This window comes from Nitratireductor mangrovi, assembly GCF_007922615.2.
Taxonomy (GTDB): domain Bacteria; phylum Pseudomonadota; class Alphaproteobacteria; order Rhizobiales; family Rhizobiaceae; genus Mangrovimarina; species Mangrovimarina mangrovi.
In genome coordinates this window covers 50,944-76,697 of record NZ_CP042301.2, presented here as the reverse complement: position 1 = coordinate 76,697, position 25,754 = coordinate 50,944, and the positions used below count along the sequence as shown (strand labels likewise).

The 25,754-nt window shown below is 63.9% G+C and carries 26 protein-coding genes; 4 read left to right on the top strand and 22 right to left on the bottom strand.

Translation table 11 applies throughout. From position 1 onward, the window contains the following. Positions 1 to 6: 6 nt before the first annotated feature. From FQ775_RS00355 to FQ775_RS00345, 3 genes are read right to left on the bottom strand one after another with little or no spacing between them, the layout of a single operon-like run. Entirely contained in the window at positions 7 to 1,047 is a 1,041-nt protein-coding gene (locus tag FQ775_RS00355; protein WP_246730231.1) for an Hsp33 family molecular chaperone, read from the bottom strand. Further along, the gene (gene argF, locus FQ775_RS00350) at positions 992 to 1,951 is read right to left on the bottom strand and encodes an ornithine carbamoyltransferase (protein WP_246730230.1); all 960 of its coding nucleotides are present in this window, start codon (positions 1,949 to 1,951) and stop codon (positions 992 to 994) included. Before argF ends, FQ775_RS00355 begins: the two co-directional genes overlap by 56 nt. Then, positions 1,944 to 3,134, bottom strand: a complete 1,191-nt coding sequence (locus tag FQ775_RS00345) for an aspartate aminotransferase family protein (RefSeq protein WP_146298943.1) — start codon at positions 3,132 to 3,134, stop codon at positions 1,944 to 1,946. Before FQ775_RS00345 ends, argF begins: the two co-directional genes overlap by 8 nt. Positions 3,135 to 3,537: 403 nt before the next feature. Between FQ775_RS00345 and FQ775_RS00340 the strand changes: the two genes are divergently transcribed. Beyond that, complete coding sequence (locus tag FQ775_RS00340; protein WP_146298942.1) at positions 3,538 to 4,044, top strand: GcrA family cell cycle regulator; 507 nt, start codon at positions 3,538 to 3,540, stop codon at positions 4,042 to 4,044. Positions 4,045 to 4,092: 48 nt separating this feature from the next. Here FQ775_RS00340 and phoU read toward each other — a convergent pair whose 3' ends face one another. Together phoU and FQ775_RS00330 are read right to left on the bottom strand one after the other, a co-directional pair. Further along, positions 4,093 to 4,806 carry a phosphate signaling complex protein PhoU gene (gene phoU / locus FQ775_RS00335; protein ID WP_146298941.1) on the bottom strand — a complete coding sequence of 238 codons (714 nt, stop codon included), beginning with the start codon at positions 4,804 to 4,806 and terminating at the stop codon, positions 4,093 to 4,095. Between the two features lie 76 nt (positions 4,807 to 4,882). Beyond that, the gene (locus FQ775_RS00330; RefSeq protein ID WP_146298940.1) at positions 4,883 to 6,133 is read right to left on the bottom strand and encodes an ATP-binding protein; all 1,251 of its coding nucleotides are present in this window, start codon (positions 6,131 to 6,133) and stop codon (positions 4,883 to 4,885) included. A 112-nt stretch (positions 6,134 to 6,245) separates the two neighbouring features. On the opposite strand from FQ775_RS00330, the gene ppk2 reads away from it, so the two are divergent. Next, complete coding sequence (ppk2, locus tag FQ775_RS00325) at positions 6,246 to 7,148, top strand: polyphosphate kinase 2 (protein ID WP_146298939.1); 903 nt, start codon at positions 6,246 to 6,248, stop codon at positions 7,146 to 7,148. Here the strand turns inward: ppk2 and FQ775_RS00320 are convergent. The 4 genes from FQ775_RS00320 to FQ775_RS00305 form a co-directional block, all read right to left on the bottom strand. After that, positions 7,135 to 9,153 carry a glycosyltransferase family 2 protein gene (locus tag FQ775_RS00320; RefSeq protein WP_146298938.1) on the bottom strand — a complete coding sequence of 673 codons (2,019 nt, stop codon included), beginning with the start codon at positions 9,151 to 9,153 and terminating at the stop codon, positions 7,135 to 7,137. The genes ppk2 and FQ775_RS00320 overlap by 14 nt on opposite strands. A gap of 79 nt (positions 9,154 to 9,232) precedes the next feature. Beyond that, positions 9,233 to 9,988 (bottom strand): enoyl-CoA hydratase-related protein, encoded by a 756-nt coding sequence (locus FQ775_RS00315; protein ID WP_432420035.1) that lies wholly within the window; start codon positions 9,986 to 9,988, stop codon positions 9,233 to 9,235. Positions 9,989 to 10,037: 49 nt separating this feature from the next. After that, positions 10,038 to 10,676: an acyl-homoserine-lactone synthase gene (locus FQ775_RS00310; RefSeq protein WP_146298936.1), complete on the bottom strand. Its 639-nt coding sequence runs from the start codon at positions 10,674 to 10,676 to the stop codon at positions 10,038 to 10,040. 72 nt (positions 10,677 to 10,748) lie between these two features. Continuing rightward, positions 10,749 to 11,480: a helix-turn-helix transcriptional regulator gene (locus FQ775_RS00305; RefSeq protein ID WP_146298935.1), complete on the bottom strand. Its 732-nt coding sequence runs from the start codon at positions 11,478 to 11,480 to the stop codon at positions 10,749 to 10,751. 174 nt (positions 11,481 to 11,654) lie between these two features. On the opposite strand from FQ775_RS00305, the gene FQ775_RS00300 reads away from it, so the two are divergent. Beyond that, positions 11,655 to 12,488 (top strand): ABC transporter substrate-binding protein, encoded by an 834-nt coding sequence (locus FQ775_RS00300; protein WP_146298934.1) that lies wholly within the window; start codon positions 11,655 to 11,657, stop codon positions 12,486 to 12,488. Between the two features lie 3 nt (positions 12,489 to 12,491). Here the strand turns inward: FQ775_RS00300 and FQ775_RS00295 are convergent, their stop codons facing one another. Together FQ775_RS00295 and FQ775_RS00290 are read right to left on the bottom strand one after the other, a co-directional pair. Then, positions 12,492 to 13,319: a sterol desaturase family protein gene (locus tag FQ775_RS00295; RefSeq protein WP_146298933.1), complete on the bottom strand. Its 828-nt coding sequence runs from the start codon at positions 13,317 to 13,319 to the stop codon at positions 12,492 to 12,494. Positions 13,320 to 13,411: 92 nt separating this feature from the next. Then, positions 13,412 to 13,825 carry a tellurite resistance TerB family protein gene (locus FQ775_RS00290; protein WP_146298932.1) on the bottom strand — a complete coding sequence of 138 codons (414 nt, stop codon included), beginning with the start codon at positions 13,823 to 13,825 and terminating at the stop codon, positions 13,412 to 13,414. Positions 13,826 to 13,959: 134 nt separating this feature from the next. On the opposite strand from FQ775_RS00290, the gene FQ775_RS00285 reads away from it, so the two are divergent. After that, complete coding sequence (locus FQ775_RS00285) at positions 13,960 to 15,618, top strand: lysine--tRNA ligase (RefSeq protein ID WP_146298931.1); 1,659 nt, start codon at positions 13,960 to 13,962, stop codon at positions 15,616 to 15,618. Here FQ775_RS00285 and FQ775_RS00280 read toward each other — a convergent pair. From FQ775_RS00280 to FQ775_RS00230, 11 genes are all read right to left on the bottom strand, one after another. Further along, positions 15,601 to 16,341 (bottom strand): thermonuclease family protein, encoded by a 741-nt coding sequence (locus FQ775_RS00280; RefSeq protein ID WP_206064810.1) that lies wholly within the window; start codon positions 16,339 to 16,341, stop codon positions 15,601 to 15,603. The genes FQ775_RS00285 and FQ775_RS00280 overlap by 18 nt on opposite strands. After that, positions 16,308 to 16,958, bottom strand: coding sequence for a S24 family peptidase (locus tag FQ775_RS00275; protein WP_146298930.1), 651 nt, complete (start codon positions 16,956 to 16,958; stop codon positions 16,308 to 16,310). The genes FQ775_RS00280 and FQ775_RS00275 overlap by 34 nt, the downstream gene beginning before the upstream one ends. Before the next feature lie 89 nt (positions 16,959 to 17,047). Beyond that, entirely contained in the window at positions 17,048 to 17,665 is a 618-nt protein-coding gene (locus FQ775_RS00270) for a 2-hydroxychromene-2-carboxylate isomerase (protein WP_146298929.1), read from the bottom strand. A 112-nt stretch (positions 17,666 to 17,777) separates the two neighbouring features. Then, positions 17,778 to 18,701 (bottom strand): sterol desaturase family protein, encoded by a 924-nt coding sequence (locus FQ775_RS00265; RefSeq protein WP_146298928.1) that lies wholly within the window; start codon positions 18,699 to 18,701, stop codon positions 17,778 to 17,780. A 56-nt stretch (positions 18,702 to 18,757) separates the two neighbouring features. Further along, a complete protein-coding gene (locus FQ775_RS00260; RefSeq protein ID WP_146298927.1) occupies positions 18,758 to 19,342 on the bottom strand; it encodes a thioesterase family protein in 585 nt (194 codons plus the stop codon). Positions 19,343 to 19,372: 30 nt separating this feature from the next. Further along, on the bottom strand, positions 19,373 to 19,777 hold the full coding sequence (locus tag FQ775_RS00255; protein ID WP_146298926.1) for a GFA family protein: 405 nt from the start codon (positions 19,775 to 19,777) through the stop codon (positions 19,373 to 19,375). Positions 19,778 to 19,785: 8 nt separating this feature from the next. Then, positions 19,786 to 22,005, bottom strand: a complete 2,220-nt coding sequence (locus FQ775_RS00250; RefSeq protein ID WP_146298925.1) for a 3-hydroxyacyl-CoA dehydrogenase NAD-binding domain-containing protein — start codon at positions 22,003 to 22,005, stop codon at positions 19,786 to 19,788. A gap of 173 nt (positions 22,006 to 22,178) precedes the next feature. Then, positions 22,179 to 23,387: an acetyl-CoA C-acetyltransferase gene (locus FQ775_RS00245; RefSeq protein ID WP_146298924.1), complete on the bottom strand. Its 1,209-nt coding sequence runs from the start codon at positions 23,385 to 23,387 to the stop codon at positions 22,179 to 22,181. Positions 23,388 to 23,448: 61 nt separating this feature from the next. After that, positions 23,449 to 24,081 (bottom strand): glutathione S-transferase family protein, encoded by a 633-nt coding sequence (locus FQ775_RS00240; RefSeq protein WP_146298923.1) that lies wholly within the window; start codon positions 24,079 to 24,081, stop codon positions 23,449 to 23,451. Further along, positions 24,078 to 24,527 carry a PaaI family thioesterase gene (locus FQ775_RS00235; protein WP_146298922.1) on the bottom strand — a complete coding sequence of 150 codons (450 nt, stop codon included), beginning with the start codon at positions 24,525 to 24,527 and terminating at the stop codon, positions 24,078 to 24,080. Before FQ775_RS00235 ends, FQ775_RS00240 begins: the two co-directional genes overlap by 4 nt. 2 nt (positions 24,528 to 24,529) lie before the next feature. Continuing rightward, entirely contained in the window at positions 24,530 to 25,702 is a 1,173-nt protein-coding gene (locus tag FQ775_RS00230) for an acyl-CoA dehydrogenase family protein (RefSeq protein WP_146298921.1), read from the bottom strand. Positions 25,703 to 25,754 lie beyond the last annotated feature (52 nt).

The following is a 25,754-nucleotide window of genomic DNA, read 5'->3' as shown; positions in this document are numbered from 1 at the left end:
ACGGGTTCAGCCCTTGTCGCCCGCGGTGAAATCGGCCGGATCGAAGAGATATTCCTTGGAGCAAAACTCGCAATTGACCTTGATCGCCCCGGCTTCGACGCTTTCGGCAATCTCCTCGTCGGAAAAGCTTTCCAGGATGGCACTGATCTTCTCGCGCGAGCACGTGCAGTCGTCCGCGACCTTCTGGCCCGGAAACACCACGACACCGTGCTCGTGGAAGAGACGGTAGAGCAGCCGCTCGGCGCCGATCGTCGGGTCGAGCAGTTCGTCGGCCTCGATGGTCGCAAAAAGCGCCATCAGTTCTGTCCAGGCGTCGTCGACCTCGACTTCCGAACCTGCATCCATGGCCTCGCCATCGCCCCCGGGCAAATCGGGAAGCCGCATGCGTTCGAGGGACTCCGGCAGGAACTGCGCCAGCACGCCGCCGGCGCGCCAGCGCCCGCGCTCCTCGCCCGGCATCAACTGGCGGGCGACCGAGAGCCGCACATCGGTCGGGATCTGTTCCGACTGGCGGAAATAGGTGCGCGCCACATCTTCCAGCGAGGCGCCGTCAAGCTGCACGATACCCTGGTAACGATGCATGTGCGCTCCCTGGTCGATGGTCATCGCCATGACCCCGGTGCCCAGCAGGTCCTCCGGCGCGGTACGGCCCTCGGCCTGCGCCGCGGCAAGCCTCTCCTCATCGTAACGGGCATAGGCGCGCATGGACCCCGGCGTGGCGAAGTCAGCAACCAGCATGTCGACCGGCCCGTCGGACTGCGTTTGCAGGGTCAGCTTGCCCTCGAACTTGATCGAGCTGCCGAGCAGCGCAGTCAGCACGATGCTCTCGGCCAGAAGGCGGGCGACCGGTTCGGGATAGGCATGGCGGCCGAGAATGTCGTCGAGCATCACGCCCAACTGGACGGCGCGGCCGCGCACATCCAGCGCGCCGACATGGAACGGCACGATTACGTCGTCGCCGGCGTGACCGAAATTGCCTAGCCGCGGCTGCTCACTCACTCGGACCTTCTCCCAGAAGGCACCAGGCAAGCACCGCCTTTTGCGCATGCAGGCGGTTTTCAGCCTCGTCGAAAACAACCGAGTGCGGCCCGTCGATGACGCCATCAGTCACTTCTTCGCCGCGATGGGCCGGCAGGCAATGCATGAACAGCGCGTCGGGTTTCGCTTTCTGCATCAGCCGTTCGTTGACCTGATAGGGCACGAAGACGTTGTGTCCACGGGCACGGTGCTCCTGGCCCATCGACACCCAGGTGTCGGTCACGACACAGTCCGCCTCGCGCACGGCCTCTTCCGCCGTCTTGCAATAGGTGACGCTCGCACCCTGCGATCTCGCCCAGTCGACATAGCGGGCGTCGGGCTCCGAGCCCTCCGGGACCGCGATGTTGAGCGCGAACTCGAACCGGGCCGCCGCCTCTACGAGGGAATGAAGCACATTGTTGCCGTCCCCTGTCCAGGCGAAGAGACGCCCCTTGACCGGCCCGCGGTGCTCCTCGAAGGTCAGGATGTCGGCCATGATCTGGCAGGGGTGTGTCTCGTCGGTCAGTCCGTTGATGACCGGCACCGTGGCGTTCTCCGACATCTCCAGCAGCCGCTCGTGCGAGGTCGTGCGGATCATGATGATGTCGACGTAGCGCGACAGAACCTTGGCGGTGTCGGCGATCGTCTCGCTGCGGCCAAGCTGCATTTCCGTGCCGGTCAGCATGATCGTCTCGCCGCCAAGCTGGCGCATGCCGACGTCGAACGAGACGCGGGTGCGCGTCGACGGCTTGTCGAAAATCATCGCCATGACCTTGCCGTCGAGCGGCTTTTCGCCACTTCCCGCCCTCAGCGCCGCCTTGCGTTGCTTGGCGTCCTCGATGATGCGGCGCAGCGACGCGCGCGACACCGTCGACAGGTCGGAGAAATGCCGCGGGCCAGCGCCCGCTTGCAATCCGCGGTTCATCTCAAGCATCGGCCTTGGCGTCCGCAAGTACCGCCGCGGCAGAGCGTATGCGATCGATGGCCTGGCGAATATCGTCGTCGGTGGCGGTCAGAGGCGGCAGCAGGCGCACGACATTGTCGCCACCGGGCACCGTCAACAGGTTCTGCTCGCGGAACGCCAGATTGACCGCGGTGTTGGGCAGCTTGCATTTGAGGCCTAGGATAAGGCCGGTTCCGCGCACGGCCTCGATGACATCAGGGAACTCATCCACGATTGCCGCGAGACCCTGCTTCATCAGCAGAGACTTGCGCTGCACCTCGTCCAGGAAGCCGGGTTCGAGAACCACGTCGAGCACGGCGTTGCCGACGGCCATGGCAAGCGGATTGCCGCCGAAGGTGGTGCCATGCACGCCGGCGGTCATGCCCGTGGCAGCCTCGTCTGTTGCCAGGCAAGCGCCCAGCGGGAAACCGCCTCCGATGCCCTTGGCGATCGCCATGATGTCGGGTTCGATGCCGGCCCACTCGTAGGCAAAAAGCTTGCCGGTGCGGCCGACACCGCACTGGACCTCATCGAGGATCAAAAGCAGTCCGTTGTCGTCGCAAAGCCGCCGCATCGTCTTCAGAAGCTCGGTCGGCACGGTGCGGATGCCACCCTCGCCCTGTACCGGCTCCACCAGGATCGCCGCCGTTTCGTCCGTGATCGCTGCTTTCAGCGCATTCTCGTCGCCAAAGGGCACTTGATCGAAGCCTTCGACCACGGGGCCGAAACCTTCGAGATATTTCTTCTGCCCGCCGGCGGCGATGGTCGCGAGCGTGCGCCCATGGAAGGCACCCTCGATCGTGACGATGCGGTGCCGCTCCGGCCGGCCGTTGACATGGTGGTAGCGGCGCGCGGTCTTGATCGCGCATTCCAGTGCCTCGGCACCGGAATTGGTGAAGAAGACCTTGTCGGCAAAGCTGTTGGTCACAAGCCTCTCGCCCAGGCGGCGCTGGCCGGGGATTTCGTAAAGGTTGGAGACATGCCACAGCTTGCCGGCCTGCTCGGTCAGCGCAGCAACGAGGTGCGGGTGGCTGTGCCCAAGCGAGTTGACGGCGATACCGGCGGCAAAGTCGAGATATCGCTCGCCCGACGCCGTGACCAGCCATGCACCTTCGCCATGGTCGAACGCGAGCTGCGCCCGCGCAAAGGTCTCGTAAAGCGCCGAACCGCTCATCTTCTCCTGCTCCGATCCGGTTTCCAGAAACGGCCGGACAACCTTGCAACAGCGGGTCCCGGCCACCAAATCAAAAAGCCGCCCTCGGGGCGGCCTCGCGCGCAGCATATTGGTTTTTTTGCCGCGGAAGTCAACGGAAAGCTCCCGTCACGAGGCGTTGCGCGCCTTGTGGTGATGGTCGCGTCATCGGAGCAGGCAAGTTGGGGAAAACCGGAAAATCGGAATCGGCGTACCAGCCCGACTCTTGTCACAGAGTCGGCACCTATTGTAGTTTCGGATCAAGAAACGACTACATTTCGTGCGGCGGACAATCTCACCCGAGTATATCTGGTGTCCTCCTGGCGGTGGCCGGGCCGGATAAGGATTCTGATTCCTCCGCGCGACGTACCAGGAGCAGATGCGGATGAACTGGACAGACGAAAGGGTCGAACTGCTGAAGAAGCTCTGGGCCGAAGGTCTCAGCGCCAGCCAGATCGCGGCCCAACTCGGCGGCGTGAGCCGCAACGCGGTGATCGGCAAGGTCCACAGGCTGAAGCTTTCGAGCCGCGGCCGCGCGACCAACACCCAAAGCCGCGCGAAAAAGCCGCCGCGGCCGGCCGGAAGCAAGTCGACGAGCCGGACCGGCTCGTCGCGTGCGATACCGCAAACTGTGGGAGCAAACGCCCTCAGCACGGCATTCCAGGCTCAGCCGGTCGAACGCGTACGGCCGATCGAGGACGTGGTGGTGCCGATCTCGCGTCGCCTTTCGCTTGTCGAACTCAACGAACACACGTGCAAATGGCCGAACGGCGACCCGCTGCACGAAGATTTCCACTTCTGCGGCAACGAGGCGATGGAAAGCGGCCCGTACTGCACCTATCACGCCCGCCTTGCCTTTCAGCCGGCCTCGGAACGGCGGCGGCAACGCTGACCATTGGCGGCTCCGCGCCGCCGCAACAAGCGCGGCGGGGCGGCGGCACTACTTGGCCGCCAGCACGACCTTGTGGCTCTTGTCTTCCTTGGGTCGCTCAGCCGCCATCTGCTCACCGGTAACGATGTGGTAGACGGTTTCGGCGATGTTGGTCGCATGATCGCCGATGCGCTCAATGTTCTTTGCGCAAAACAGCAGGTGGGTACATGCGGCGATATTGCGCGGGTCTTCCATCATGTAGGTCAGCAATTCGCGAAACAGCGACGTGTACATCGCGTCGATGTCATCGTCGCGATCGCGGACAAAGCTAATGCGGGCGACCGACCGCGTCGCGAAGGCGTCGAGCACTTCCTTGAGCTGGGTCAGGGCCAACTGCGCCAGCGCCTCCAGCCCGCGAAAGAGCTGGATCGGCTGCGGGTGATCGGTGATCGAGATGACGCGCTTCGCAATGTTCTTGCCCAGATCGCCGACACGTTCGAGATCGGAAGAAATCCGGATAGCGCCGATGATCTCGCGCAGATCGTCGGCCATAGGCTGCCTTCGGGCGATGATGATGACGGCCTTGTCGTCAATCTCACGCTGGCTCTCATCGAGCACGAGGTCGTCGGCGATCACCCTGCGGGCAAGGTCCGTATCGTAATTCACCAAAGCCTGCACCGCCTGATCGACCATGCGTTCGGCATGCCCTCCCATCGACGCAATCCGGTTGGCAAGGAACTTGAGCTCCGCGTCATAGGCGTTGACTATATGCTGCGTCGGCATGATGGCGCGTTTCCGATGTTCTGCTCAGGTGGTTATACGCGACCCTCGTGACCGAAAAAAGAAAGCAGTGCCAAGACTATCGCGGCGCGAAGTGGACGGTAAAGGACGCTCCTTCGTTGAGTTCGGAACGGATCGTCAGTCGCGCATTGTGGCGGGTGAGGATGTGCTTGACGATCGCGAGGCCGAGGCCGGTTCCCTTCTGCGCGCGGCTGGTTTCGACGTCGACCCGGTAAAAACGCTCGGTCAGGCGAGGAATGTGCTCTTCGGAGATCCCGGGGCCGAAGTCGCGAACCGTGACGCTGGGTCCGTCCGCGACGCCGTCACCCGCGTCCACGGTCACCACGACGCGACCGCCGGTCTGCCCGTATTTGCAGGCGTTTTCGAGAAGATTTTCGAAGACCTGAATCAGTTCGTCGCGCTGCCCGAGGACAGGTACCGGGCCGTCGGCACCTTCCCTGACGATCTCGACGCCGACCTCCTCCGCAAGGTGACGCAACGCGTCGATGACCCCGCGCACGAGATTGGTCAGATCGATACTGTCTGATGGATTGGCATAGGTCTTCATCTCGAGCCGCGAAAGGGACAGAAGATCGTCGATCAGGCGCGCCATGCGGCCGGTCTGTTCGTGCATGATCTGCAGGAAGTGCTCGCGCGCCTTGGCATCGCCGCGGGCAGGGCCGCGTAACGTCTCGATGAACCCGGCTATCGAAGCCAGCGGCGTTCGCAGTTCATGACTGGCGTTGGCAATGAAATCGGAGCGCATGCGGTCGATGCGGCGAACCTCGCTCTGGTCCTTGAAGACGAGGACGGAGAGCCCGCTGCCGTCGCCGGCCGGCCGGCCGACGACACGATACCAGCGCTCTATCGGCACGCGTTCGGCATATTCCGTCATTTGCGGCCCTGCCTCGTCGGACAGCAGACGTGCGACAAACGCCTGGAATTCGGGCGTGCGGAACCGCAATTGCAGCAGCGTTCCGGGTCGGAAGTCGCCGAATGCCGCCCGCGCGGCCGCGTTGGCAAGCACGATCGCGCCGTTGGCGTCGATGATGATCAGGGGGTCGGCAAGAGCCTCGGCAAGATGGTCGACCGAAAGACCGGCGAACCCGTTCGTTGAGACAGGGTCGGTGTCCTTTCTTGCCTTCGTGGCGAACCTGCCCGTCGAGAACACTATGGCGGCCGCAAACGCCAATGCGGCAACCGCGAGTGCGACCTGCCAGGGCAACACTTCCAGAAGGGTCAGCAGGGCGAGGAAACCCAAGGTCCCGACCAGCAACCAGCGGACCGCTGAAGGCCGGTCGCTGCCAAGCAGCGGGGCAAAGACATTCATGCGGACTTCATTCCCCGCCTCGTTGCGGCCGTTCCGCCGGATCGGGAAACGTGCTCTGGACGCCGAATTGGCCACTCAATAGCATGATGCTCGACAACACTGGAGTGCAAGCATGGCGAAGGCCGAACTGGCGCATGCCGAACTGAACATCGAACCGATTACGCTCACGATCGATGGCAAGAACCGGGTTTTCGACATCGGCGATCCCGAACTGCCCGACTGGGTGAAGGACAACGACATGGCGTCCGGCGGATACCCCTATGCGGACCGGATGAACAAGAAGGACTACGAAAAGACGTTGGAGGCGCTCCAGGTCGAACTGGTCAAACTGCAATACTGGCTGCAGGAGACCGGCCAGCGCGTCATGTCGATCTTCGAAGGACGCGACGCCGCCGGCAAAGGTGGCACCATCTTCGTCGTGCGCCAATATATGAACCCGCGCATTGCGCGCAACGTGGCCCTGCCGAAGCCGACGGAGAGGGAACGCGGCCAATGGTATTACCAGCGTTATGTCGCGCATTTCCCTGCAAGCGGCGAGTTCGTCACCTTCGACCGGTCCTGGTACAACCGGGCCGTTGTCGAGCCGGTGATGGGCTTCTGCACCCCGGCCGAAACCGAGAAATTCCTTGCGGAAACGCCTCAGTTCGAGCGCATGATCGTCAACGAGGGCATCCATTTCTTCAAATTCTGGCTCAATATCGGCCAGGAAACGCAACTGAAACGCTTTCACGACCGCCGTCACGACCCACTCAAGATCTGGAAATTTTCGCCCATCGACATTGCGGGCATGAGCCGCTGGGAGGACTATACGAGCAAGCGTGACGCGATGATGAAGCGCACCCACACGGCCCATGCGCCATGGGTGGTGCTGAAATCGAACGACAAGCGGAGGGCGCGCATTGCCGCCATTCGCCATATTCTTTCATCGCTACCCTACGATGGCCGCGACGACGATCTTGTCCTGCAGAAGGACGACAAGATCGTGCTGGCGGGACCGGACATCATCGGGACGTAGATCGACGCGGGTCGGGCGCACCCGGCATGCGCAAGCGGTCACGCACCGTGACAGGCGGACGAACGCGGCCGATGCTGGGCTTGTGCGGCGTCTTTTCCCAATGGTGGGGCCGGCGGAACAAATGCCAACCTGCGCGCAGGGCGGCAAACGACATCATCAGCCAGTAGGCCGGCGTGAACAGGACGCTCTTCCAGAAGCCGCGTTTTTCGGAACGGTGAAGGCAGCACCAGCCAAGCAGCAGGAAGGAACCGTAGCCCAGAAGCAGGTTGACCAGCGCGATCCCCAGCAAGATCCGCTCATGCGAGGCAAGGCCATGCACGGCGGATTTTGCGAGGAAGCCACCTATGCTGGCCAGCAGAACCGGATGCGCCAATGCGGAGGCGACGAGGCCGGCCAGCATGATCTGGACGGTCAGGAAAGAGCCCGGGCCCAGTTGCTGCATGAGCAGCAAGGGCCGGCGCATATGGACGAACCAGGTCTGCATCCAGCCCTTGAACCATCTCGTGCGCTGTCCCAGCCAGACGCCGGCCGCGTCCGGCGCGTCCTCCAAGGTCGGACAGGCGATGGTACCGCAGCGAAAGCCATGGCGGGCGAAGCGGGCGCCGAGATCGGCATCCTCGGTGACGTTGTAAGGATCCCATGCGCCGACCTCTATCAATGCCCTGCGGCGGAAATGGTTCGAGGTGCCGCCGAGCGGAAAGAACAGCCCGCGCCTTGCCAGCCAGGGCAGAATGCCGTTGAAATGCAGCGCGTATTCCAGCCGAAACATTAAAGGCAACATTCCCGCCTCTGCATTGGCGATAACCAGCGGAGCCTGGACGCAGGCAAGCCTCGGATCGGCGCGAAAGCGGCTCCACGCCTCCAACAATTGCATCGGATGCGGCCGGTCCTCGGCATCCAGTAGCGCGACAATCTCTCCGCTGACGGCCGGCAAGGCGTAGCAAAGTGCCTTGGGCTTGGTGCGCGGCTGCGAGGCGGGCACCTCGATCACCTCCATCCACGGCTCAAGCCCGCGGCGGGCGATCGCGGCCAGCGTCGCCTCGTCGTCGGCTTCGCAGACGAACTTGATCTCCAGCTTGCTGCGCGGCCAGACGATCTTGCCCAGAGCGCCCATGAGTTGGTCGACGATCGCTGCCTCCCCGCGCAGGGCAATCAGGATCGAGTAGACCGGAAGAGAACCTGCGTCCGGCGTCGGGACCGATATCGGACGGGCGGGGGCCGCACCTGCGAGCGCGGCGATCCGCAGGCCGACGCAAAGCAGGAACACCGCGGTGGCAAAGCCCAATAAAGCCGTCAGCGTCGCGACCGGGGAAAGCGCGTAGGCGACCGGGGCCGCAAGCAGCATCATTCCGAAAACGACCCCCTGCCAGGACGTACTCACCAATCTTGCCGAATATTCCGGCTTCCGGGAAAAGAGCCCATGGCGGGCCTCGTCGAGGAACCGGGTCCGCGCACGCTCGAACAGCGCCGCGCGCAGAACACGCGGCGGCGCCAGCAGAAAGCGGCGGCGCAAGCCGGGCCGACCTTCGAGGCGCGACTTCATGGCCGGCAGGTCGAGAGCCCGCGAGGCTACCAGGAGAGCCGTGGTATCGTGCTGGAGGTGACAGCGCACCGGCATATGCGAGAAGGGCCGGCTTAGCAGCGTGCCAAGGTCGCTGTCACGCACGATCAGGCTTTGCGGGTCGACCCGCGAGGCGAAGCCGACCCCGAGTTCGGCAGCCAACGCTCCAGTGAGCGATATCTCAGGGACGACGTTGTCGGTGACAAGCTGCGTATGAAAGCCGGTTCCGTTTTCACGGGCGCGCGAGGCGACCCTGAGAGCGACGTCATCGGTGATCCCGAGCCGCTCAAGCGCGCCATCCCAGCCGTTGAAAAGACGGAGCCGCTCAAGCAGGCGGGCCCCTTCGTGCCAAGCGAAACGCCGTTTCCAGAAACCCGGCCGCTTGTGGCCGCCAGCGATACGGCCAACCGGCTCGCGCCGGCCTCCATGTACTTCCTGTTGCATCTCCCCTCCCCCGAGGGATGGGCATTCCGGAACTATCGCTGCCCCGATCCGGAACGCCCTCCGGTCTCCCCCTGAGCCGTCAGGCCGCCATGCGCGCGATCCGTGCCAGGCGGCGAATGGTCGCCTCGTCTTTCAGCGCATCGTGGAACAACGAGATTTCGCGATCGATGCGCTCGCAAAGCTGGCGGCTGTCTCCCTTGAGCAGGCTCCGCGTCTGCGCCAGTGCCCGCGCCGGCTTCTTGGCAAGACGCCTTGCTACGCGGCGGGCAGCCAGTTCCGGCTCTTCCGTCTCCACGACGTCGGTGACGAGGCCCAGACGTGCGGCACCTTCGACGTCGAGTTGCTCGCCAAGGCAGAAGAAGCGGAACGCTCCCGCGTAGCCAAGCTTCTCTGGAGCCAGGATGCTGGTCGCCGCGTCGGGCACCAGCCCGAAGTCGACGAAAGGCACCCGGAAGGTGCTTTTGGCGGAGGCGAAAACGAGGTCACAATGAAACAACACCGTGCAGCCGACACCGACCGCGTCGCCGTCGACGCAGGCGAGGAGCGGCTTCGGGAAGGTCGCCAGCATGCGAAACATGCCGGTGACGGCATCGATCAGCGACTGGTGCCGGCTTGAATCGAGGAACTCCGACAGGTCGCCGCCGAGGCAGAAGCACCCCGAAAGACCGCGCAAGATGACGACGCGCACCTCGTCATCGCGGGCAGCCTCCTCGAGTTCGCTCGCAAGCCGAGCATAGGCGCGGTGGTCGAGCACGGGACGGCCGTCCTGATCGGACAGGGTAAGAGCCAGAGTATGGTTGCTGAAGTCGATCGTGGAATGGTTGGCCATGGTCATTCTCCCATTTTCACAGCCGTGCGGCGTGGCGCCGCTTGCCCAGGCATGATCAGGATGCCTGCCGGAAGATTTCGTCCTCAGGCATGCCGCGGCTCAGCACGGGCGCGTGGTGGTTGCGGCGATTGCGGACAACCTCCAGGGTCTGGTTGTTGAAGGTCAGAAGCGTCGCAACGACCTGCTGGCGACCGTAGGTACGCTGGTAACCGAGCGGGCGGGCAAGGAAGTTAAGCTGCAGCGCCCTCAGAACCCACATCGGCTCGAACTCGATGATGACCTGGTCGACGCCGCGTTCCATGCCCCATTCGACAAAGCCGGCGATCAACTCGCTTCCGACCGTGGAAACGCCGCGACGGCCGTCACGATGCTCATGAGCGACCGCGTAGCGTGTCAGTTCGTAGACGTTCGGGCCGCGCGGGCCTTCACCTTCGCAGAGGTCCGCAAGAACGTCGGTGAGGAGATGTGGTCGTGTGGTTGGCAGCATGCGCTGGTAGCCGGCAAGCCGGCCATTGCGCATGCAAAGGTGATGAACGGCTTCGTCATGATCGAACTGATCCGTCTCGAACTGCTCAGGGCTGCGCAGATCTTCCCAACCCATCTCCTCGACGAATATCGTATGGCGGAGCCTGTGGACCGCGTCCCGCAGATCGGGGCGTTCGGCCAATTCAGCGGTGGTCAAGGCGTAGATCATCTTTTCCCTCCTTTGGATGGAAGGAAAAAATCTACGCCCCGACCACTTACCGAATATTACGTGATCGCGTAATCACGATATGTAGCCGTGCCTGATCGCTTCCGCGACGGCATGAACCCTGTTGGCAGCCCCCAGCTTGCGCTTGGCGTTGAGCAGATGTTTCTCCGAGGTGTGCTCGGAGATGCCGAGGATTTGGGAAATTTCCCATTCCGACTTCCCCTCGGCGGCCCATTTGAGACACTCCGTCTCGCGCGGCGTCAGGTCGGGCCGCTGGTCGAAGATGTCCTGCGCACTCTGCAACTGCATGGCGCGACCGATCGCGTAGGTGGAGGCCAGTGAAACCACGCCGACACCTTCCTGCGAGATGTCGACGCGCTCGCCGCCCAATGAGACCATCACGATGGTGCCTTCGATCGTGACCAACGGGAAGGCGAAGCCGTCATTGAGCTTGAACTCGCCCGCGTCGCCCATGACGCGACGTGCGGTCTGGCCCGCCTGCAACTCGATGGCGGCGTTGCGCCAATTGACCATCGTGGGCGAGCGCTTGATGTAGGTCACGACCGGATCGAGGTCGACATAGTTGCGCTGGACGTAGCGCTCCAGCCAGTCCATCGGCCAGTCACACAACATGACGTGGCTTTTCTGTTTCGCGCGCGGAGTCCCGGGGCGCGGCACAGTTCCCGCCATGATGGCGGTGAGCCCGTAGTTGCTCGTCAGATCCAGCAGCAGGCGGCAAACCGTATCGGGTGTTTCCGCCCGATCCAGTTCATCGATGAACTGCAAAGTGTCGTCGAACTGCCCCATCTTGAGACCCCAAGGGACGCGTCGGCTTTCACGGCACTATAGCGTGTGCAGAATTATGATCTATTAACCCAGAGTTGCAAATCGATAGTGCGATTGTCGCGAGCAAGGCCGCCGAGTATGAAAATCCGGGCACGATATGGTAGCGCTGCGGTTGGCGGTCAGGGGAACGGTAGAATGTATCGAATAGCGGTTGCAACGTGTGCATTTCTGGCGTTTCTGCTCCCCGCGACAGCCGCCGAGCCGGTCATCCCCAACTTCTGGGATACGCGTGAACGGCTTCAGAAACCCGACCTCGGCGAGTTGCAACGTCTGCGTTTCCTGACAACAATCGATTTCCCGCCATTCAACTTTCTGGACCGGGAGGGGCGACTCAGTGGCTTCCATGTCGAACTGGCACGGGCCATCTGCACGGAGCTCGAACTGAGCGAGGCCTGCCAGATCCAGGCGTTGCCCTGGGAAGAACTGCCCGGCGCGCTGTCGTCGGGACAGGGCGAAGCAATTATCGCGGGCATCGCCGTTACCGCGCAGTCGCGCCAGCAATACGGCTTCTCCAGGCCCTATTTGCGCCTGCCCGCCCGCTTCATCGCCCGCAAGGAGGCCGGACTGACGGAGCCGCTGCATGAAGCTTTGGCCGACAAGCGCATCGGCGTGCTCGACGGCTCCGCGCACGAGCGCATCCTGCGCGACCTCTTTCCGCGTCTCAGGCCGGTCACCTATTCGCGCGCTGACTGGATGTACGAAGACCTGCGCGAGGGAAATACCGACGCGGTCTTCGGCGACGGCATGCGGCTGTCCTTCTGGCTGGCCGGGTCAGGTTCCGACGGCTGCTGCCGTTTCGCCGGCGGCCCCTATCTGCTGCCTTCCTATCTCGGCAACGGCATGGCGATCGCGACCTCGCTCGACACGCCGGAACTGGCGGCGGCGTTCGATTATGCGCTGCGCGAAATCAACGCCAACGGGACTTTCACCGAACTCTACCTGCGCTATTTCCCGGTCAGCTTCTTCTGAGCCCTACCGGCGCGATTTGAGGGCGCGGAACGGCAGCGCCAGCATCCAGAAAAGGCGGGCCGTGTCCCTGCCCCGATAGTCCGCAAGACCGATCTCCATGCCGTGGTGTCCCAGCCGTGGTTGGTCGTTGTAGGTGCGGAAGAGCCTATCCCAGAACGGAAAGTTGAAACCGTAGTTGGAATCGGTCTCGACCCTGATCGAGGAGTGGTGGACGCGGTGCATGTCCGGGGTAACCAGCACCGTCCGCAGGAGGCGATCCAGGCCCAGCGGCAGCTTCACGTTGGAGTGGTTGAACATCGACGTCCCGTTGAGCACGATCTCGAAGATCAACACGGCGAGGACAGGAGCGCCGAGCGCGACCACAATCGCCGCTTTCCACACCATCGAAAGAACGATCTCCAGCGGGTGGAAGCGCAGCCCGGTGGTGACGTCGAAGCCATTGTCGGCGTGATGCATGCGATGGATGCGCCAAAGTAGCGGAATCTTGTGGCTTGCGACGTGCTCGAGCCACACCGCGAAGTCGAGCAGGAAGAACGCGATTATTCCCGAAAGCAGGATCGGCAAATCCAGCCACCTGAGCAGGCCCCAGCCTTCGCCCTCCGCCCAGATGGCGGTTCCGACGGCCGCGGCGGGAAACAGGATGCGCAGCACGATCGAGGAAAGCAGCACCATCGACAGGTTGGCAAACCAGCGCCGCGCCTTGAGCGCTCCCGCCATCTCGGCGCGCTCGAGGCGCGGGGACCAGAGTTCGAACGCCGCCATGGTGCCGAAGATCAGGACGAAGGCGGCCAGCCGCACCATCGCTTCCGACAGGAGTGCACCCTCGATCATCGCCTTTCCAAATGCCCCGAACGTCTTCGGCGAGGTCGCATCATCCAGCGGATAATACCAATCAAAGGCCCATCAAGAGATAGTGAGCACAATCAGGCGTGCCGGTGACGGACGACGGCGGCGCGTTCGATCGCCGCCGCCGTTAGCGTGTCGATGCCGAGTTGCGCGCGCAGCAATTGCAGGATGCGCATTTCCTCGGGCCGCACATGCAGGTCCGCAGCGGCGATCTCGACAGCGATGGCATAGGCGGTATCGTGCAGCCGCGATGGCACCGCCTCGACGATCGAAGCGAGGATGGCGTTGAGGGCGCCTTCCTGCTGCAGCACCTCCTGGCTCTTCTTGGCGACGTCGAGGAGCCTGTCGGGGTCGAAATCCGCAAAAACCGGCATCGTGCGGACTACCGAGCCCATCTTGGCAAGTTCGCGGTCGGTCATGTTGCTGTCCGCGGCGGAGACCACGACCATGATGTGAATAAGTGCTTCCGTAACGGATTCGGGCTTGATCAACGGGCGACTCCCCTCGCGACGAACCGGCGGCACGTTAGAAACCGGCCTTTCGCACTGCAAGGAAAAAAGCGCCCGCCGATTGACGCTTTTTGCAGCGAAGCCTAGACGGGTGCCGCGATCCCGAAAGTAGCCAAATGCAGCGAAACGCAGAAAACGCAGCCGACCTTTCCGCCGACATCCTCACCGCCGCCCGCGACAGCAAGGCCTGGCCATTCGAGGAAGCCCGCAAGATCATAGCGCGCTACGAGAAATCAGGCTTTCCCGAAACCGTGCTTTTCGAGACCGGCTACGGCCCCTCCGGTCTTCCGCATATCGGTACTTTCGGCGAGGTCGCGCGCACGACGATGGTGCGCCATGCGTTCCACGTACTCACCGCGGGGACGGTGAAGACGCGGCTTCTTTGTTTTTCCGACGACATGGACGGGATGCGCAAGATCCCCGACAACGTGCCCGACGCGAAAGCGCTGGCACCGCATCTGCACAAGCCACTGACCGTAGTTCCCAATCCCTTTGGCGGCGATCATCAGAGTTTCGGCCATCACAACAACGCCATGCTACGCCGGTTCCTCGACACGTTCGGATTCGACTACGAATTCGCGAGCGCGACCGACTACTACAGGTCTGGCCGCATGGACGCCATTCTGCGGCGGGTCGCCGAGCGCTACGACGCGATCATGGCGATCATGCTGCCGACGCTGGGCGACGAGCGCAAGGCGACCTATTCGCCGTTCCTGCCCATCTCGCCGAAGACCGGCAGGGTGCTCTACGTGCCGATGAAGCACGTCGATGCGGAGGCCGGCACGATCACCTTCGATGACGAGGATGGCACCGAGACGGTGTTGCCGGTCACCGGCGGCCAGGTGAAACTGCAGTGGAAGCCCGATTTCGGCGCGCGCTGGGCCGCGCTTGGTGTCGACTTCGAGATGTTCGGCAAGGACCACGGCCCCAACATGCCGGTCTATGACCGCATCTGCGCCGCTCTTGGCGGTCGTCCGCCGGAGCATTTCGTCTACGAACTGTTCCTCGACGAAAACGGCGAGAAGATCTCCAAGTCGAAAGGCAACGGTCTGACCATCGACGAGTGGCTGACCTACGCGCCGACCGAGAGCCTGGCGCTCTACATGTTCCAGAAGCCGCGGACGGCGAAGCGGCTCTATTTCGACGTCATTCCGCGCGCCGTCGACGAGTATTACCAACTCCTCGCCGCCTATCAGCGCCAGGACTGGCCGGCGCGTTTGTCCAACCCGGTCTGGCACATCCACAACGGCGCGCCGCCGGTGATCGACCTGCCGGTGCCGTTCGCCATGCTGCTCAACCTCGTCAGTGCATCCAATGCACACGACAAGGGCGTCCTGTGGGGTTATATCTCCGGCTACGCCCCCGGCGTGACACCCGAGACCCATCCCGAACTCGACCGGCTTGTCGGCTATGCGATCCGCTATTTCGACGATTTCGTGAAGCCGGCGAAAAAGTTCCGCACACCCGACGAGGTCGAGACGGCGGCGCTGGAGGCAATGTCGGCGAAGCTCGGAGAACTGCCGGACGACGCCGACGGCGAAATCATCCAGAACGCGTTGCTGGACGTCGCGCGCGGCATCGAACGCTATCAAGACCACACCAAGAAGAGCCCAAGCGGCGGGCCCGGCGTCTCGGGTGCGTTCTTCCAGATGATCTACCAGGTGCTGATCGGTCAGGAGCGCGGACCGCGCTTCGGCTCCTTCGTCGCCCTTTACGGAATCGACCAGACAAGGGCGCTCATCGACCGGACGCTGGCCTCAGCCGCCGCCGTCTGAGGCCTCCGCTTCCTCAGGTGCCAGGATAGAGGAGACCGGCGGCGCGGCTTCAGGCAATGCCGGAGGCCTGCCGGCAAAGATGCCGCGGCGGGCCTCGACCGCCCGCGCCTGCTCCTCGGCGTAGGGGCCGCCGCTGGCGGCCATTGCCCAGCCGTTCTCCACAAGCCAGGCGCCGAGGTCACGCTCGCCGAGCCTGCAGGATGCCGGCCTGACATCACCGGCGCTGGGCTCTGCTTCCGGCAGGTCGCATTCGACTGCGCGCCCGCGCAGGAACGCCCGGAATGCTGTTCGGGCGCGCATGCCGCACGGCCATTGTCCGCCCTGCCCGTCCGAGCAAGTCTGCGACGGCTCGACAATGTCGATCCCGGCGATCGCGATCCTCGCATCGTCGCCCTCGAGACGGCCGGCGGCGCTCGCGACCGGCCGGAACATGCGCCACCCCTGCTCGCCGGCGGCAGGCCCGGGCGGCCGCGGCCGACCAAGCTCGCCCAGCGGCGCGCGCGGCTCGGCGCGTTCCAGCGAGTCAGGATCGATTTTCGGCGGCGCGACGAGATCGGGCGCGACCGTGCGCACGCGCGACTGCGCGACAAGCATGCGCTCGTAGCCATCGGCCGCAGCCGGTGCGGGACTGGTGATCGCGGCGACAGTCGCCAACAGCAGCATCCAGAAAGCGGCCGGCACGCGGCGGCCTACTGGCTGGCCCAGACGATGCGGGCGATCCACTCAACCTCCTGCATCGGCACCGAACGCACCGGGTGTTCCGGGTTGAGCGACTGGAGTTCCACGAAACGGGTGGTCTGGCGCGTCAGCACTTTGGCCATCACCTCGCCGCCAATGGTTTTGACCACCACGCGGTCGCCGCGCCGTACGGTCGCGCCCGGCTCGACGATCAGGACGTCACCGTCCCGGTAGAGCGGCAGCATTGAATCGCCCTGGACGCTCAAGGCATAAGAGCCGTCGCGTGCGCCCGCCGGAATTTCCACCATCTCCCAGCCTTGTCCGGCGGGAAAGCCGGCGTCATCGAAGAAACCGCCGGCACCGGCCTGCGCGAAGCCCAGCAGCGGTACGGTGGAGCGCTGCGCCGGCAGGGCGCCGCCGGCTCTGGGCCGCTCTTCGGCCACCAGCGCGATGAACTCCTCGAGCGTCGCGCCGGTCGCCTCCATGATCTTGGCGAGCGATTCCGTCGAGGGCCAGCGCGGACGGCCGTCGGCGGACCGGCGCTTGGACTTGTTGAAGGCCGTGGAATCGAGGCCGGCCCGCTTGGCCAGACCCGAAGCGGACAGTGAATAGCGGTCGGCGAGCGCGTCGATCGCCGCCCATACGCGCGCATGCGAGAGCATGGAGCACTCCTCGCAGGACAGGAAAAAATACCTTTTCCCGTTATCTAGGACCGCAGCGCGCGCATGTCCAGCGCAAAGACGCCCGGCGACTATTCGGGCTTGAAGGGTGCGCGGCCCGTTTCGAGCGCCAAGGCCAGATCTTCGATGCGGTCCTGACCCCAGAACACCTCGCCGCCGAGCACATAGGCGGGCACGCCGATGGCGTCCGCGGCAACAGCATCGGCGGTGTTCCTGCGCCGGGTCTCGGCGACCTCGTCGCTTTCGGCGGCGGCCAGCACCTTCGCCGCATCCTGGCCCTCCGCCTCGAGATAGCCGGCCAGGGTAGCCGCGTCGGCGACATTCTCCTCCTTCGCCCAGACACCAGAGAAAACGCGGGCCATGAAGCCCTCCGGATCGGCCTGCATTTTCAGAAGTGCGACCACGACATGGTCGGCAAGCGTTGGATCGGCAGGAAAGAACTTCGGGTGCAGATTGATCGGCAACTGGCGGCGGAAGGCGGCGCGCTGCAATTCGAGCAGCCGGTAGCGCTGGCGCGTCGGCGAGCGCTGGCCCAGAGGCACCGAGCCCGAGACCTCCCAGACCCCGGCAAGCCCCACCGGCTTGTAGTGGATGGCCGCACCGTGTTTGCGCGCTACCTCCGAGATCGCCTTGTGCCCCAGATAGACGAAGGGTGAAACTGAGGTGAAATAGTAGTCGATGGTGGACATGGCGATGCGGCTCCGGCTTCGATGCGATGAGCCCGCACATTAGGGAGGGTGTGCGCCAGCGCAAAGCGGCCCGCGATCACATTCGCGCGGGCGACGCCGACGGCGGCGAAGACTATTGCGCGGAGGACGTGCCTTCCAACGGAGGCACGTCGGACGTCTCGCTTGCTCCCTCCCCGGCGCGGCCGGCGCGGATCGCGTCGCGGACCATGCGGCCCCATTCGACGAACGGAAACAGCACCAGCCTCACAACGTCGTTTTTCGGCACGCCCTCGGCGCCGACCTCTGCCCGGCAGGTACCCGGCACGTAATAGGTACCGAAGGCGACGTCGAGGAAGGGAAAGACGTTGGCAAGGTTCTTGCCGTAGGCCTCCGGCACGTCGGCGTGGTGCCAGCGGTGGAAACGCGGCGAGGCCAGCAGCAGCCGGAACGGGCCGTGGCCCCAGTCGACGTTCACGTGGACATAGAAATTGAGCAGGCCGAGGAAGACGGCCGCGCCGCCGAGCACGCCGGCGGGCAGGCCGAGCCAGCCGAGCAGCACCGTATAGACGGTGAGCATGACCAGCGGCTCGAAGACATGGACCCGATAGGTAGTGAGCCCGTTCACCTCCGGGTCGGAATGATGAATCGCATGAATCGGCCACAGCCATTTCATGTGCATCAGGCGGTGGCTCCAGTAGTTCGCGATGTCGAACATGAAGACCGCGAAGGGGATCAGCAGCCAGGCCGGAACGCCCTGCCAGAAGAAGGGATCGACATGCGGGATGCCAGTCGCCTTGTAGGCGTCCTCGAGCAGCTTCGCGAGCAGCAGGACGTAGGGGCCGAACAGCAGGTTGACGCCGTAGATCGCGGCAGTGGCGAGAACGCTTTCGATCTTGCGCCACGGCCACACAATGCGGAAGCCGCGACGCACGAAATCGACGGCGACCAGCAAGGCGGAAGCCAGCAACGCGTAGCCGAGCACTTCTGCCGAGGCAATATGATCCACAAGCCGGCCAAGATAGGCGAGCATCATGTCCGCTACCGTCTGGCCGTCCATCGCAATCGTCCCGTCATCCCCAGGCGCGCAAACGGGCGTTGCGCGCAACGGGCCGACTATTCGCCGCCGCCGTTAAGATTGGCTGAATCGCGGACGGGCGGGAACGACTTGGCAAGCTTCCTGAGACCGTCGTGAGAGGCCATGAAAGCCTTCTCCTCGCCATGCGGGGCGCGGGGCTCGACGTCCGCGCCAAGTGCTTCGACGACCTCGTCGACCTGCTGAAAGCGGCGGTTGCGGAAGTCGTAGACACCGGCGGTGGTCATGATGATGGCCGCCGTCTCGCCGTTCTCCAGTACGAAGCGATGGCGGCCGATGACCTGGGTATCCTCCCAGGTCTGGATCGAGGAGAGCAGGTCGAAGCGTTTCCACAGCCTGATCTCACGCACATAGACCGATTGCAGGCCGCCCATCATCGGCGCCCAGCCCCGCCGGCGCGACAAGGAAAGCAGGCCGGCGCGCAGGAAGATGTCGATGCGGCCGAGATCGGCCAGCATCATGTAGCGGGCATTGTTCAGGTGGATGTTGGAATCGATATCGGTCGGCAGGCAGCGGAAGGAGAGCCGGCTCTCCTCGCCGAGCCGGTAGGCACCGCGCGACTTGAAAGTCAGAGCAACACGCAGCAGGCGGCCCCAGACATACATTGCGCGCTCACCCGTGACCGGGGAAGAAGGTCATGTCGGCTCCTCAAGGAATTGCGCGGCGCCCTGCGGGACGTCCACCCCGGGCAGTTTGCGGCTGACCCAGATATGGATGGCATCCGCAAAATCCACCGGCTCGTCAAGCGACCCCGCCTTGACGGTAACCGTCTCGGGCGAACCGGAATTTTCGTGCCACAACAGCGTGCCGCAAACGGGACAGAAGAAGCAGTTGACAGTGTTGCCGCTGTCCGCCTGCCGCTGCCAGTTTTTCGGACTGCCTTGGAGGAGGCGCAGATCGTCCCGCGGCGCCAGATAAGACATGCCGAATGCCGAGGCAGATTGCCTGCGGCATTCGTTGCAGTGGCAGACAAACAACGCCACCGGCGACCCAGCACACGCGAAAACGACGTTTCCGCACTGGCAACGCCCGGTGCGCATGCCGCCGGCTAGGCCGCCTCCTTCACCTTGCCGGCATAGGGGTCGAAGCGCTCGTAGAAGCTTTCGCCCTTGGCCGCCATGTCGAGGAGAAGCTTTGGCGCCTTGAACTGGGCGCCGTACTTCTTCTGCAAGGCCTTGGCGAGCTTGACGAACTCGGCCGTGCCCATGCCGTCGATGTAGGACAACGCGCCGCCGGTATAGGGCGCGAAGCCGAAGGCGAGGATCGAGCCGACATCGGCCTCGCGCGGATCGGTGACGATGCCCTCGCCCATGACGCGCGCCGCCTCCAGCGCGATCGTGACCAGGAAGCGCTGCTTTAGCACCTCGACGTCGACATCTTCAGGCGCCTTCTGCGGGTAGAGTTCCTTCAGACCGGGCCATAGGTGCTTCTTCGCCGGCTTGGCGGGATAGTCGTAGAAGCCCTTGCCGTTTTTGCGGCCATGACGGCCATGCTTGTCGACCATGGTGTTGATCAGCGCGAACTGTTCTTGGTCGACAGCCTTTTCGCCGAGATCACGAATGGTCTGCTTCATGATCTTCTGCGCAAGGTCGATCGCGGTCTCGTCGGTGAGCGCCAGCGGGCCGACAGGCATGCCGGCCATCTTGGCGGCATTTTCGATCATCGGGGCCGGAACGCCCTCGATCAGCATCTGATAGGCTTCCGACATGTAGCGTAGCACGCAGCGATTGACGTAGAAGCCGCGCGTGTCGTTCACGACGATCGGCGTCTTCTTGATGGCGCGGACATAGTCGATCGCGACAGCGAGCGCCTTGTCGCCGGTCTTCTTGCCGAGGATGATCTCGACCAGCATCATGCGGTCGACCGGCGAGAAGAAGTGGATACCGATGAAGTTTTTCGGCCGCTTGGAGTTCTTCGCCAGCCCGGTGATCGGAATGGTCGAGGTGTTGGAGGCGAAGGTCGCCGACGGCTTCAGCACAGCCTCGGACTTCTCGGTGACGCCCTTCTTGATCTCGGAATCCTCAAACACCGCTTCCACGACAAGGTCGCAGCCGTCCAGCTGGCCGTAGTCGTCGGTCGGCGTGATCAGCGACAGGAGCTTTTCCTTGTCTTCCGCCGACGCGCGGCCCTTCTTGATCAGCCCGTCCATGAGGCCGGCGGAATGGTCCCTGCCCTTTTCGGCCGACGGCATGTCGCGATCGAGAAGCACGACCGGAATGCCCGCCTTCGCCGTCACATAGGCGATGCCGGCCCCCATGAAGCCGGCGCCCAGCACACCGATCTTCTTGAACTTCGTCGGCTCGACGCCGTCGGGGCGGCGTGCACCCTTGTTGAGCTCCTGCAGCGAGATGAACAGCGAGCGGATCATCATCGCCGCTTCCGTCGTCTGCAGGATCTCGGTGAAGTAGCGCTGCTCGATCCGCAGCGCGGTGTCGACCGGGACCAGCAGGCCTTCATAGACACATTTCAGGATTGCGGCGGCGGCCGGATAGTTGTTCTGGGTCTCGCGACGCAGGATGGCGATTGCCGGTGGCCAGAGATTGGCGCCTGCCGCCGAATAGACCGGCCCGCCGGGCAGGCGGAAGCCCTTCTCGTCCCAGGGCTGCACCGGCTTCAGTCCGCCCTTGATCATGTCTTTTGCCGCATCGACAAGCCTTGCGGGCTCGACGATCTCATGGATCAGGTTCATGCCCTTGGCCTTCTTGGGCGACAGGCTCGAACCGGTGGTGAGCATCTGCAGCGCCGACTGCGGGTCGGCCAGACGCGGCACGCGCTGGGTGCCGCCGGCGCCCGGAAACAGTCCGACTTTCACTTCCGGCAGGCCCATCTTGACCTTGTCGCCGTCGGCGGCGACACGGCCATGGCAGGCGAGCGACAGCTCGAACGCACCGCCCATGCAGGTGCCGTTGATCGCCGACACCCACGGCTTGCCGCAGGTCTCGATCTTGCGGAAAAGCCAGCTCATGCGCCCGGCGCCCTCGAACAGCATCTTGATCGCGGCGTCGTGGTCCCTGGCGTTCTCTTCATTGAAGAGCTTCAGCATGCGCTGCAGCATGGTGAGGTCGGCGCCGCCGGAGAAAGAGTCCTTGCCGGAGGTGACGACCACGCCCTTGACCTTGTCGTCGGCGGTGACCTGATCGGTGATCTTGTCGAGTTCGTCCATCACCTCCTCGGTGAAGACGTTCATCGAGCGGTCGGGCATGTCCCAGGTGACGAGCGCGATGCCGTCGGCGTCGGTCTCGACGGAGAAATTCTTGTAGGTGGTCATTGGAGACGTTCTCCTCGGCGGTGCGGTTCCTCCCCTCGAGGGAAGGATGGCCCGAAGGGCCGGGTGGGGTCTTGAGGGCCGTGTTCGGCCTCCATATCGGTTCAGTCGGTGGAGGTTACCCCACCCGACCAGCCTTCGGCTGGCCACCCTCCCCGGGGGGAGGGAGTACGGCGCTATACCCGCTCGATGATCGTCGCGGTGCCCATGCCGGCGCCAATGCACAGCGTCACGAGCGCGGTGTTCAGGTCACGTCGCTCGAGTTCGTCGAGCACCGTGCCGAAAATCATCGCGCCGGTGGCGCCGAGAGGGTGCCCCATGGCGATCGCACCGCCATTGACGTTGATCTTGTCGTGGTCGATGTCGAAGGCCTGCATGTAGCGCAGGACGACCGAGGCGAAAGCCTCGTTGAGCTCGAAGAGGTCGATGTCGTCGAGCGTCATCTTGGCCTTCTTGAGGAGCTTCTCAGTGACGTCGACCGGGCCGGTCAGCATGATCGCCGGTTCGGAGCCGACATTGGTGTAGGCCTTGATCCTGGCCCTCGGCTTCATGCCCAGCGTCTTGCCCGCCTTCTTGGATCCGAGCAGCACGGCCGCCGAGCCGTCGACGATACCCGACGAGTTACCGGCATGGTGGACGTGGTTGACGCCCTCGATCTCGGGATAGCGCTGGACCGCGACGGCGTTGAAGCCACCCATCTCGCCCGGCATGACGAAGGACGGGTTGAGCGAGGCCAGCGACTGCATGTCGGTCGTCGGGCGCATGTGCTCGTCATGGTCGAGAATGTTGAGGCCGTTCTGGTCCTTGATCGGGATGACCGAATCCTTGAAGCGGCCGTCCTTCCAGGCGGCGTCCGCGCGCTTCTGGCTTTCCACGGCATAGGCGTCGACGTCGTCGCGTGAGAAGCCGTATTTGGTGGCGATGAGGTCTGCGGAAACACCCTGCGGCATGAAATAGGCCGGCAGGCCGACCGACGGGTCCATGAACCAGGCGCCGCCGGAGGCACCCATGCCGACGCGGGACATCGATTCCACGCCGCCGGCAATGACGATGTCGTCGCCGCCGCCCGCGATCTTGGCCGCACCGAGGTTGATGGCGTCGAGGCCGGAGGCGCAGAAGCGCGAGACCTGGATGCCGGGCGCCTCGGTGGCGTAGCCGGCCTCGAAGGCGGCGGCGCGCGGGATCACCGAGCCGGCCTCGCCAACCGGATCGACGCAGCCGAAGATGATGTCGTCGACCTTCGAGGTGTCGAGACCATTGCGGTCGCGAACCGCCTCCAGCGTCTTTGCCGCCAGCCTGACCGCCGGCACCTCGTGCAGGGAGCCGTCCTTCTTGCCGCGACCGCGCGGCGTTCTGACGGCGTCGTAGACATATGCATCAGCCATTGGGTGTCTCCTTTGTCGGCGCCCGGTCCGTGGCAACCGGACGCTTCGTGGTTTGTGTCTGCTATTGGCCGGACGGCATCAGCGCCTCGGGCGCCTGCCAGCCGGGAATTGCCTTCAGCCGCTCCAGCCAGGCGGCAATCGCCGGAAGCTCCTGCCAGTCCGCGCCGATCTGCTCGGGCCAGTAGAGATAACCGCAAAGCGAGAGGTCGGCGATGGTAGGTCGGCCGGCAGCCACCCAGTCGCGGCCCTGAAGATGGGTTTCGAGAACCTGCCAGGCATCCTTGGCGCGCGAATAGATGAACTCGGCCGTCGGATCGCCGGCCTTGCCGCGGAAATGGCGCATGAAGCGCTCGGTTGCGGTATAGCTGGTGAGCTTGTGATTATCGAAAAGGATCCAGCGCAGGATCTCGAACTCCTCGGCCTCGCTCTCATGGCCGAACTTGCCGAAATGCCGCGCGAGATAGATGAGGATCGCGCCCGACTGCGACAACGTGAAGTCGCCGCCGTCACGATGATGGATCAGCACCGGCGCCTCACCCATCACATTGATCGCGCGGTAGTCGTCCGAGCGGGTCTCGCCCTTGAAGAACTGGACACCTTTCGGCTGCCAGTCGGCGCCGCACAGTTCGAGCATCAGCGCGACCTTGTAGGCATTCCCTGACTCGGCAAAGCAGCGGAGGGAAAATTCGGTCATGCGCCTGCTGCCTTTCGATCACCCGATCCGCCGCCGATCGGTGTCAGCTTGCTGCTCGAAACCGCCCGCGCGGCCATTACGCCGTCCTTGTCGAAGAGTTCGGCCTCCAGGAAGGCCACGCTGCGCCCGGCGCGAACGATGCGCGCCTCGACCTCGGTGCGGCCATAAGCGACAGGGCGAAAGAAGTGGGTGTGGATGTCGATAGAGGCCTGCGCATTCTTCATGCCGAGGCTGATGAAGGCGTTGAAGCCCATCGCGTCGTCCATCATCGCGACCAGGAAGCCGCCCTGGACAACGCCGCCGAAATTGATGACGTCGCGCGGCGGATCGAAGGAGACGCGCAACTTGCCGGCCTCGCGGTCCCAGGACACCACGTCCATGCCGAGCCATTTCGCCGTGGCAGGCGCCTGGTCGGTCGAAAAGCCCGGCACAATCGGCTTGCTCATCGTCACAGGCTCCGCGCGATCAGAAGCTTCATGATCTCGTTGGTGCCGCCATAGATGCGCTGCACGCGGGCGTCGCGATACATGCGCGCGATCGGGTATTCGTTCATGTAGCCGTAGCCGCCGTGAAGCTGCAGGCATTCGTCGACGATCTTTCCCTGCAGATCGGAGAGCCAGTACTTGGCCATCGAGGCGGTGACCGGGTCGAGGCCGCCATCGACGTGGCGCTCCACGCAATTGTTGTAGAAGACGCGGCCGATCGTGGCCTCGGTCTTCAGTTCCGCCAGCTTGAACTGCGTGTTCTGGAAGTCAATGACCTTGCGGCCGAAGGCGCTGCGCTCCTTGACGTAATCGATGGTCAGCGCGAGCGCGCGCTCGATCATGGCAATTGCCGAGCCGCCGATCTGCAGGCGTTCCTGCGGCAATTGCTGCATCAGCTGGATAAAGCCCTGCCCTTCCTCGTGGCCGAGCAGGTTGGCGGTCGGCACGCGCACGTCGTTGAAGAACAGTTCCGACGTGTCGTTGGACTTGAGGCCGATCTTGTCGAGGTTGCGGCCGCGCTCGAAGCCCTCGACCTCGTCGGTCTCGACCACGATCAGCGAGGTGCCCTTCGCGCCCTTCTCCGGGTCGGTCTTGGTGACGACGACGATCAGGTTGGCCAACTGGCCGTTGGTGATGAAGGTCTTGGAGCCGTTGATGCGGTAGTGGTTGCCGTCCTTCTCGGCGCGGGTCTTGACGCCCTGCAGGTCCGAGCCGGCGCCCGGCTCGGTCATCGCGATGGCGCCGATCAGTTCGCCGCTGGCCATCCGCGGCAGCCATTTCCTCTTCTGCTCTTCCGAACCGTAATGGGCGATATAGGGCGCAACGATCGAGTTGTGGAGCGCGATGCCGAAGCCGTCGACGCCGACATGGCTCAGCGCCTCGATGATGGCACTCTCATGGGCGTAGGTGCCGCCCGAACCGCCATATTCTTCCGGCATCGACGCGCAAAGGAGACCGTTCTCGCCAGCCTTGCGCCAGCTTTCGCGATCGAATATCTCGGCCTTCTCGAATTCCTCGTAGCGCGGTGCGATCTCAGCCTCGAGGAATTTTGTCGCCATGTCGTAGAGCATGCCGACGTCCTCGCCGGCCCAGGAGGCCTTGGGCAATCCGAGAACGGTGGCGGGATCGGTGGCCATGAACGCTCCTCCTTCGTTATCGCCAATAGCAAATTCGTTCAAATGTGAACAG

What these genes read in the sequence shown, in the direction of transcription:
- FQ775_RS00355 (WP_246730231.1), bottom strand. Translation starts at nt 1,047, where the DNA reads ATGCGCAAAAGGCGGTGCTTGCCTGGTGCCTTCTGGGAGAAGGTCCGA.
- argF (WP_246730230.1), bottom strand. Translation starts at nt 1,951, where the DNA reads ATGCTTGAGATGAACCGCGGATTGCAAGCGGGCGCTGGCCCGCGGCAT.
- FQ775_RS00345 (WP_146298943.1), bottom strand. Translation starts at nt 3,134, where the DNA reads ATGAGCGGTTCGGCGCTTTACGAGACCTTTGCGCGGGCGCAGCTCGCG.
- FQ775_RS00340 (WP_146298942.1), top strand. Translation starts at nt 3,538, where the DNA reads ATGAACTGGACAGACGAAAGGGTCGAACTGCTGAAGAAGCTCTGGGCC.
- phoU (WP_146298941.1), bottom strand. Translation starts at nt 4,806, where the DNA reads ATGCCGACGCAGCATATAGTCAACGCCTATGACGCGGAGCTCAAGTTC.
- FQ775_RS00330 (WP_146298940.1), bottom strand. Translation starts at nt 6,133, where the DNA reads ATGAATGTCTTTGCCCCGCTGCTTGGCAGCGACCGGCCTTCAGCGGTC.
- ppk2 (WP_146298939.1), top strand. Translation starts at nt 6,246, where the DNA reads ATGGCGAAGGCCGAACTGGCGCATGCCGAACTGAACATCGAACCGATT.
- FQ775_RS00320 (WP_146298938.1), bottom strand. Translation starts at nt 9,153, where the DNA reads ATGCAACAGGAAGTACATGGAGGCCGGCGCGAGCCGGTTGGCCGTATC.
- FQ775_RS00315 (WP_432420035.1), bottom strand. Translation starts at nt 9,988, where the DNA reads ATGACCATGGCCAACCATTCCACGATCGACTTCAGCAACCATACTCTG.
- FQ775_RS00310 (WP_146298936.1), bottom strand. Translation starts at nt 10,676, where the DNA reads ATGATCTACGCCTTGACCACCGCTGAATTGGCCGAACGCCCCGATCTG.
- FQ775_RS00305 (WP_146298935.1), bottom strand. Translation starts at nt 11,480, where the DNA reads ATGGGGCAGTTCGACGACACTTTGCAGTTCATCGATGAACTGGATCGG.
- FQ775_RS00300 (WP_146298934.1), top strand. Translation starts at nt 11,655, where the DNA reads ATGTATCGAATAGCGGTTGCAACGTGTGCATTTCTGGCGTTTCTGCTC.
- FQ775_RS00295 (WP_146298933.1), bottom strand. Translation starts at nt 13,319, where the DNA reads ATGATCGAGGGTGCACTCCTGTCGGAAGCGATGGTGCGGCTGGCCGCC.
- FQ775_RS00285 (WP_146298931.1), top strand. Translation starts at nt 13,960, where the DNA reads ATGCAGCGAAACGCAGAAAACGCAGCCGACCTTTCCGCCGACATCCTC.
- FQ775_RS00275 (WP_146298930.1), bottom strand. Translation starts at nt 16,958, where the DNA reads ATGCTCTCGCATGCGCGCGTATGGGCGGCGATCGACGCGCTCGCCGAC.
- FQ775_RS00270 (WP_146298929.1), bottom strand. Translation starts at nt 17,665, where the DNA reads ATGTCCACCATCGACTACTATTTCACCTCAGTTTCACCCTTCGTCTAT.
- FQ775_RS00265 (WP_146298928.1), bottom strand. Translation starts at nt 18,701, where the DNA reads ATGGACGGCCAGACGGTAGCGGACATGATGCTCGCCTATCTTGGCCGG.
- FQ775_RS00260 (WP_146298927.1), bottom strand. Translation starts at nt 19,342, where the DNA reads ATGTATGTCTGGGGCCGCCTGCTGCGTGTTGCTCTGACTTTCAAGTCG.
- FQ775_RS00255 (WP_146298926.1), bottom strand. Translation starts at nt 19,777, where the DNA reads ATGCGCACCGGGCGTTGCCAGTGCGGAAACGTCGTTTTCGCGTGTGCT.
- FQ775_RS00250 (WP_146298925.1), bottom strand. Translation starts at nt 22,005, where the DNA reads ATGACCACCTACAAGAATTTCTCCGTCGAGACCGACGCCGACGGCATC.
- FQ775_RS00245 (WP_146298924.1), bottom strand. Translation starts at nt 23,387, where the DNA reads ATGGCTGATGCATATGTCTACGACGCCGTCAGAACGCCGCGCGGTCGC.
- FQ775_RS00240 (WP_146298923.1), bottom strand. Translation starts at nt 24,081, where the DNA reads ATGACCGAATTTTCCCTCCGCTGCTTTGCCGAGTCAGGGAATGCCTAC.
- FQ775_RS00235 (WP_146298922.1), bottom strand. Translation starts at nt 24,527, where the DNA reads ATGAGCAAGCCGATTGTGCCGGGCTTTTCGACCGACCAGGCGCCTGCC.
- FQ775_RS00230 (WP_146298921.1), bottom strand. Translation starts at nt 25,702, where the DNA reads ATGGCCACCGATCCCGCCACCGTTCTCGGATTGCCCAAGGCCTCCTGG.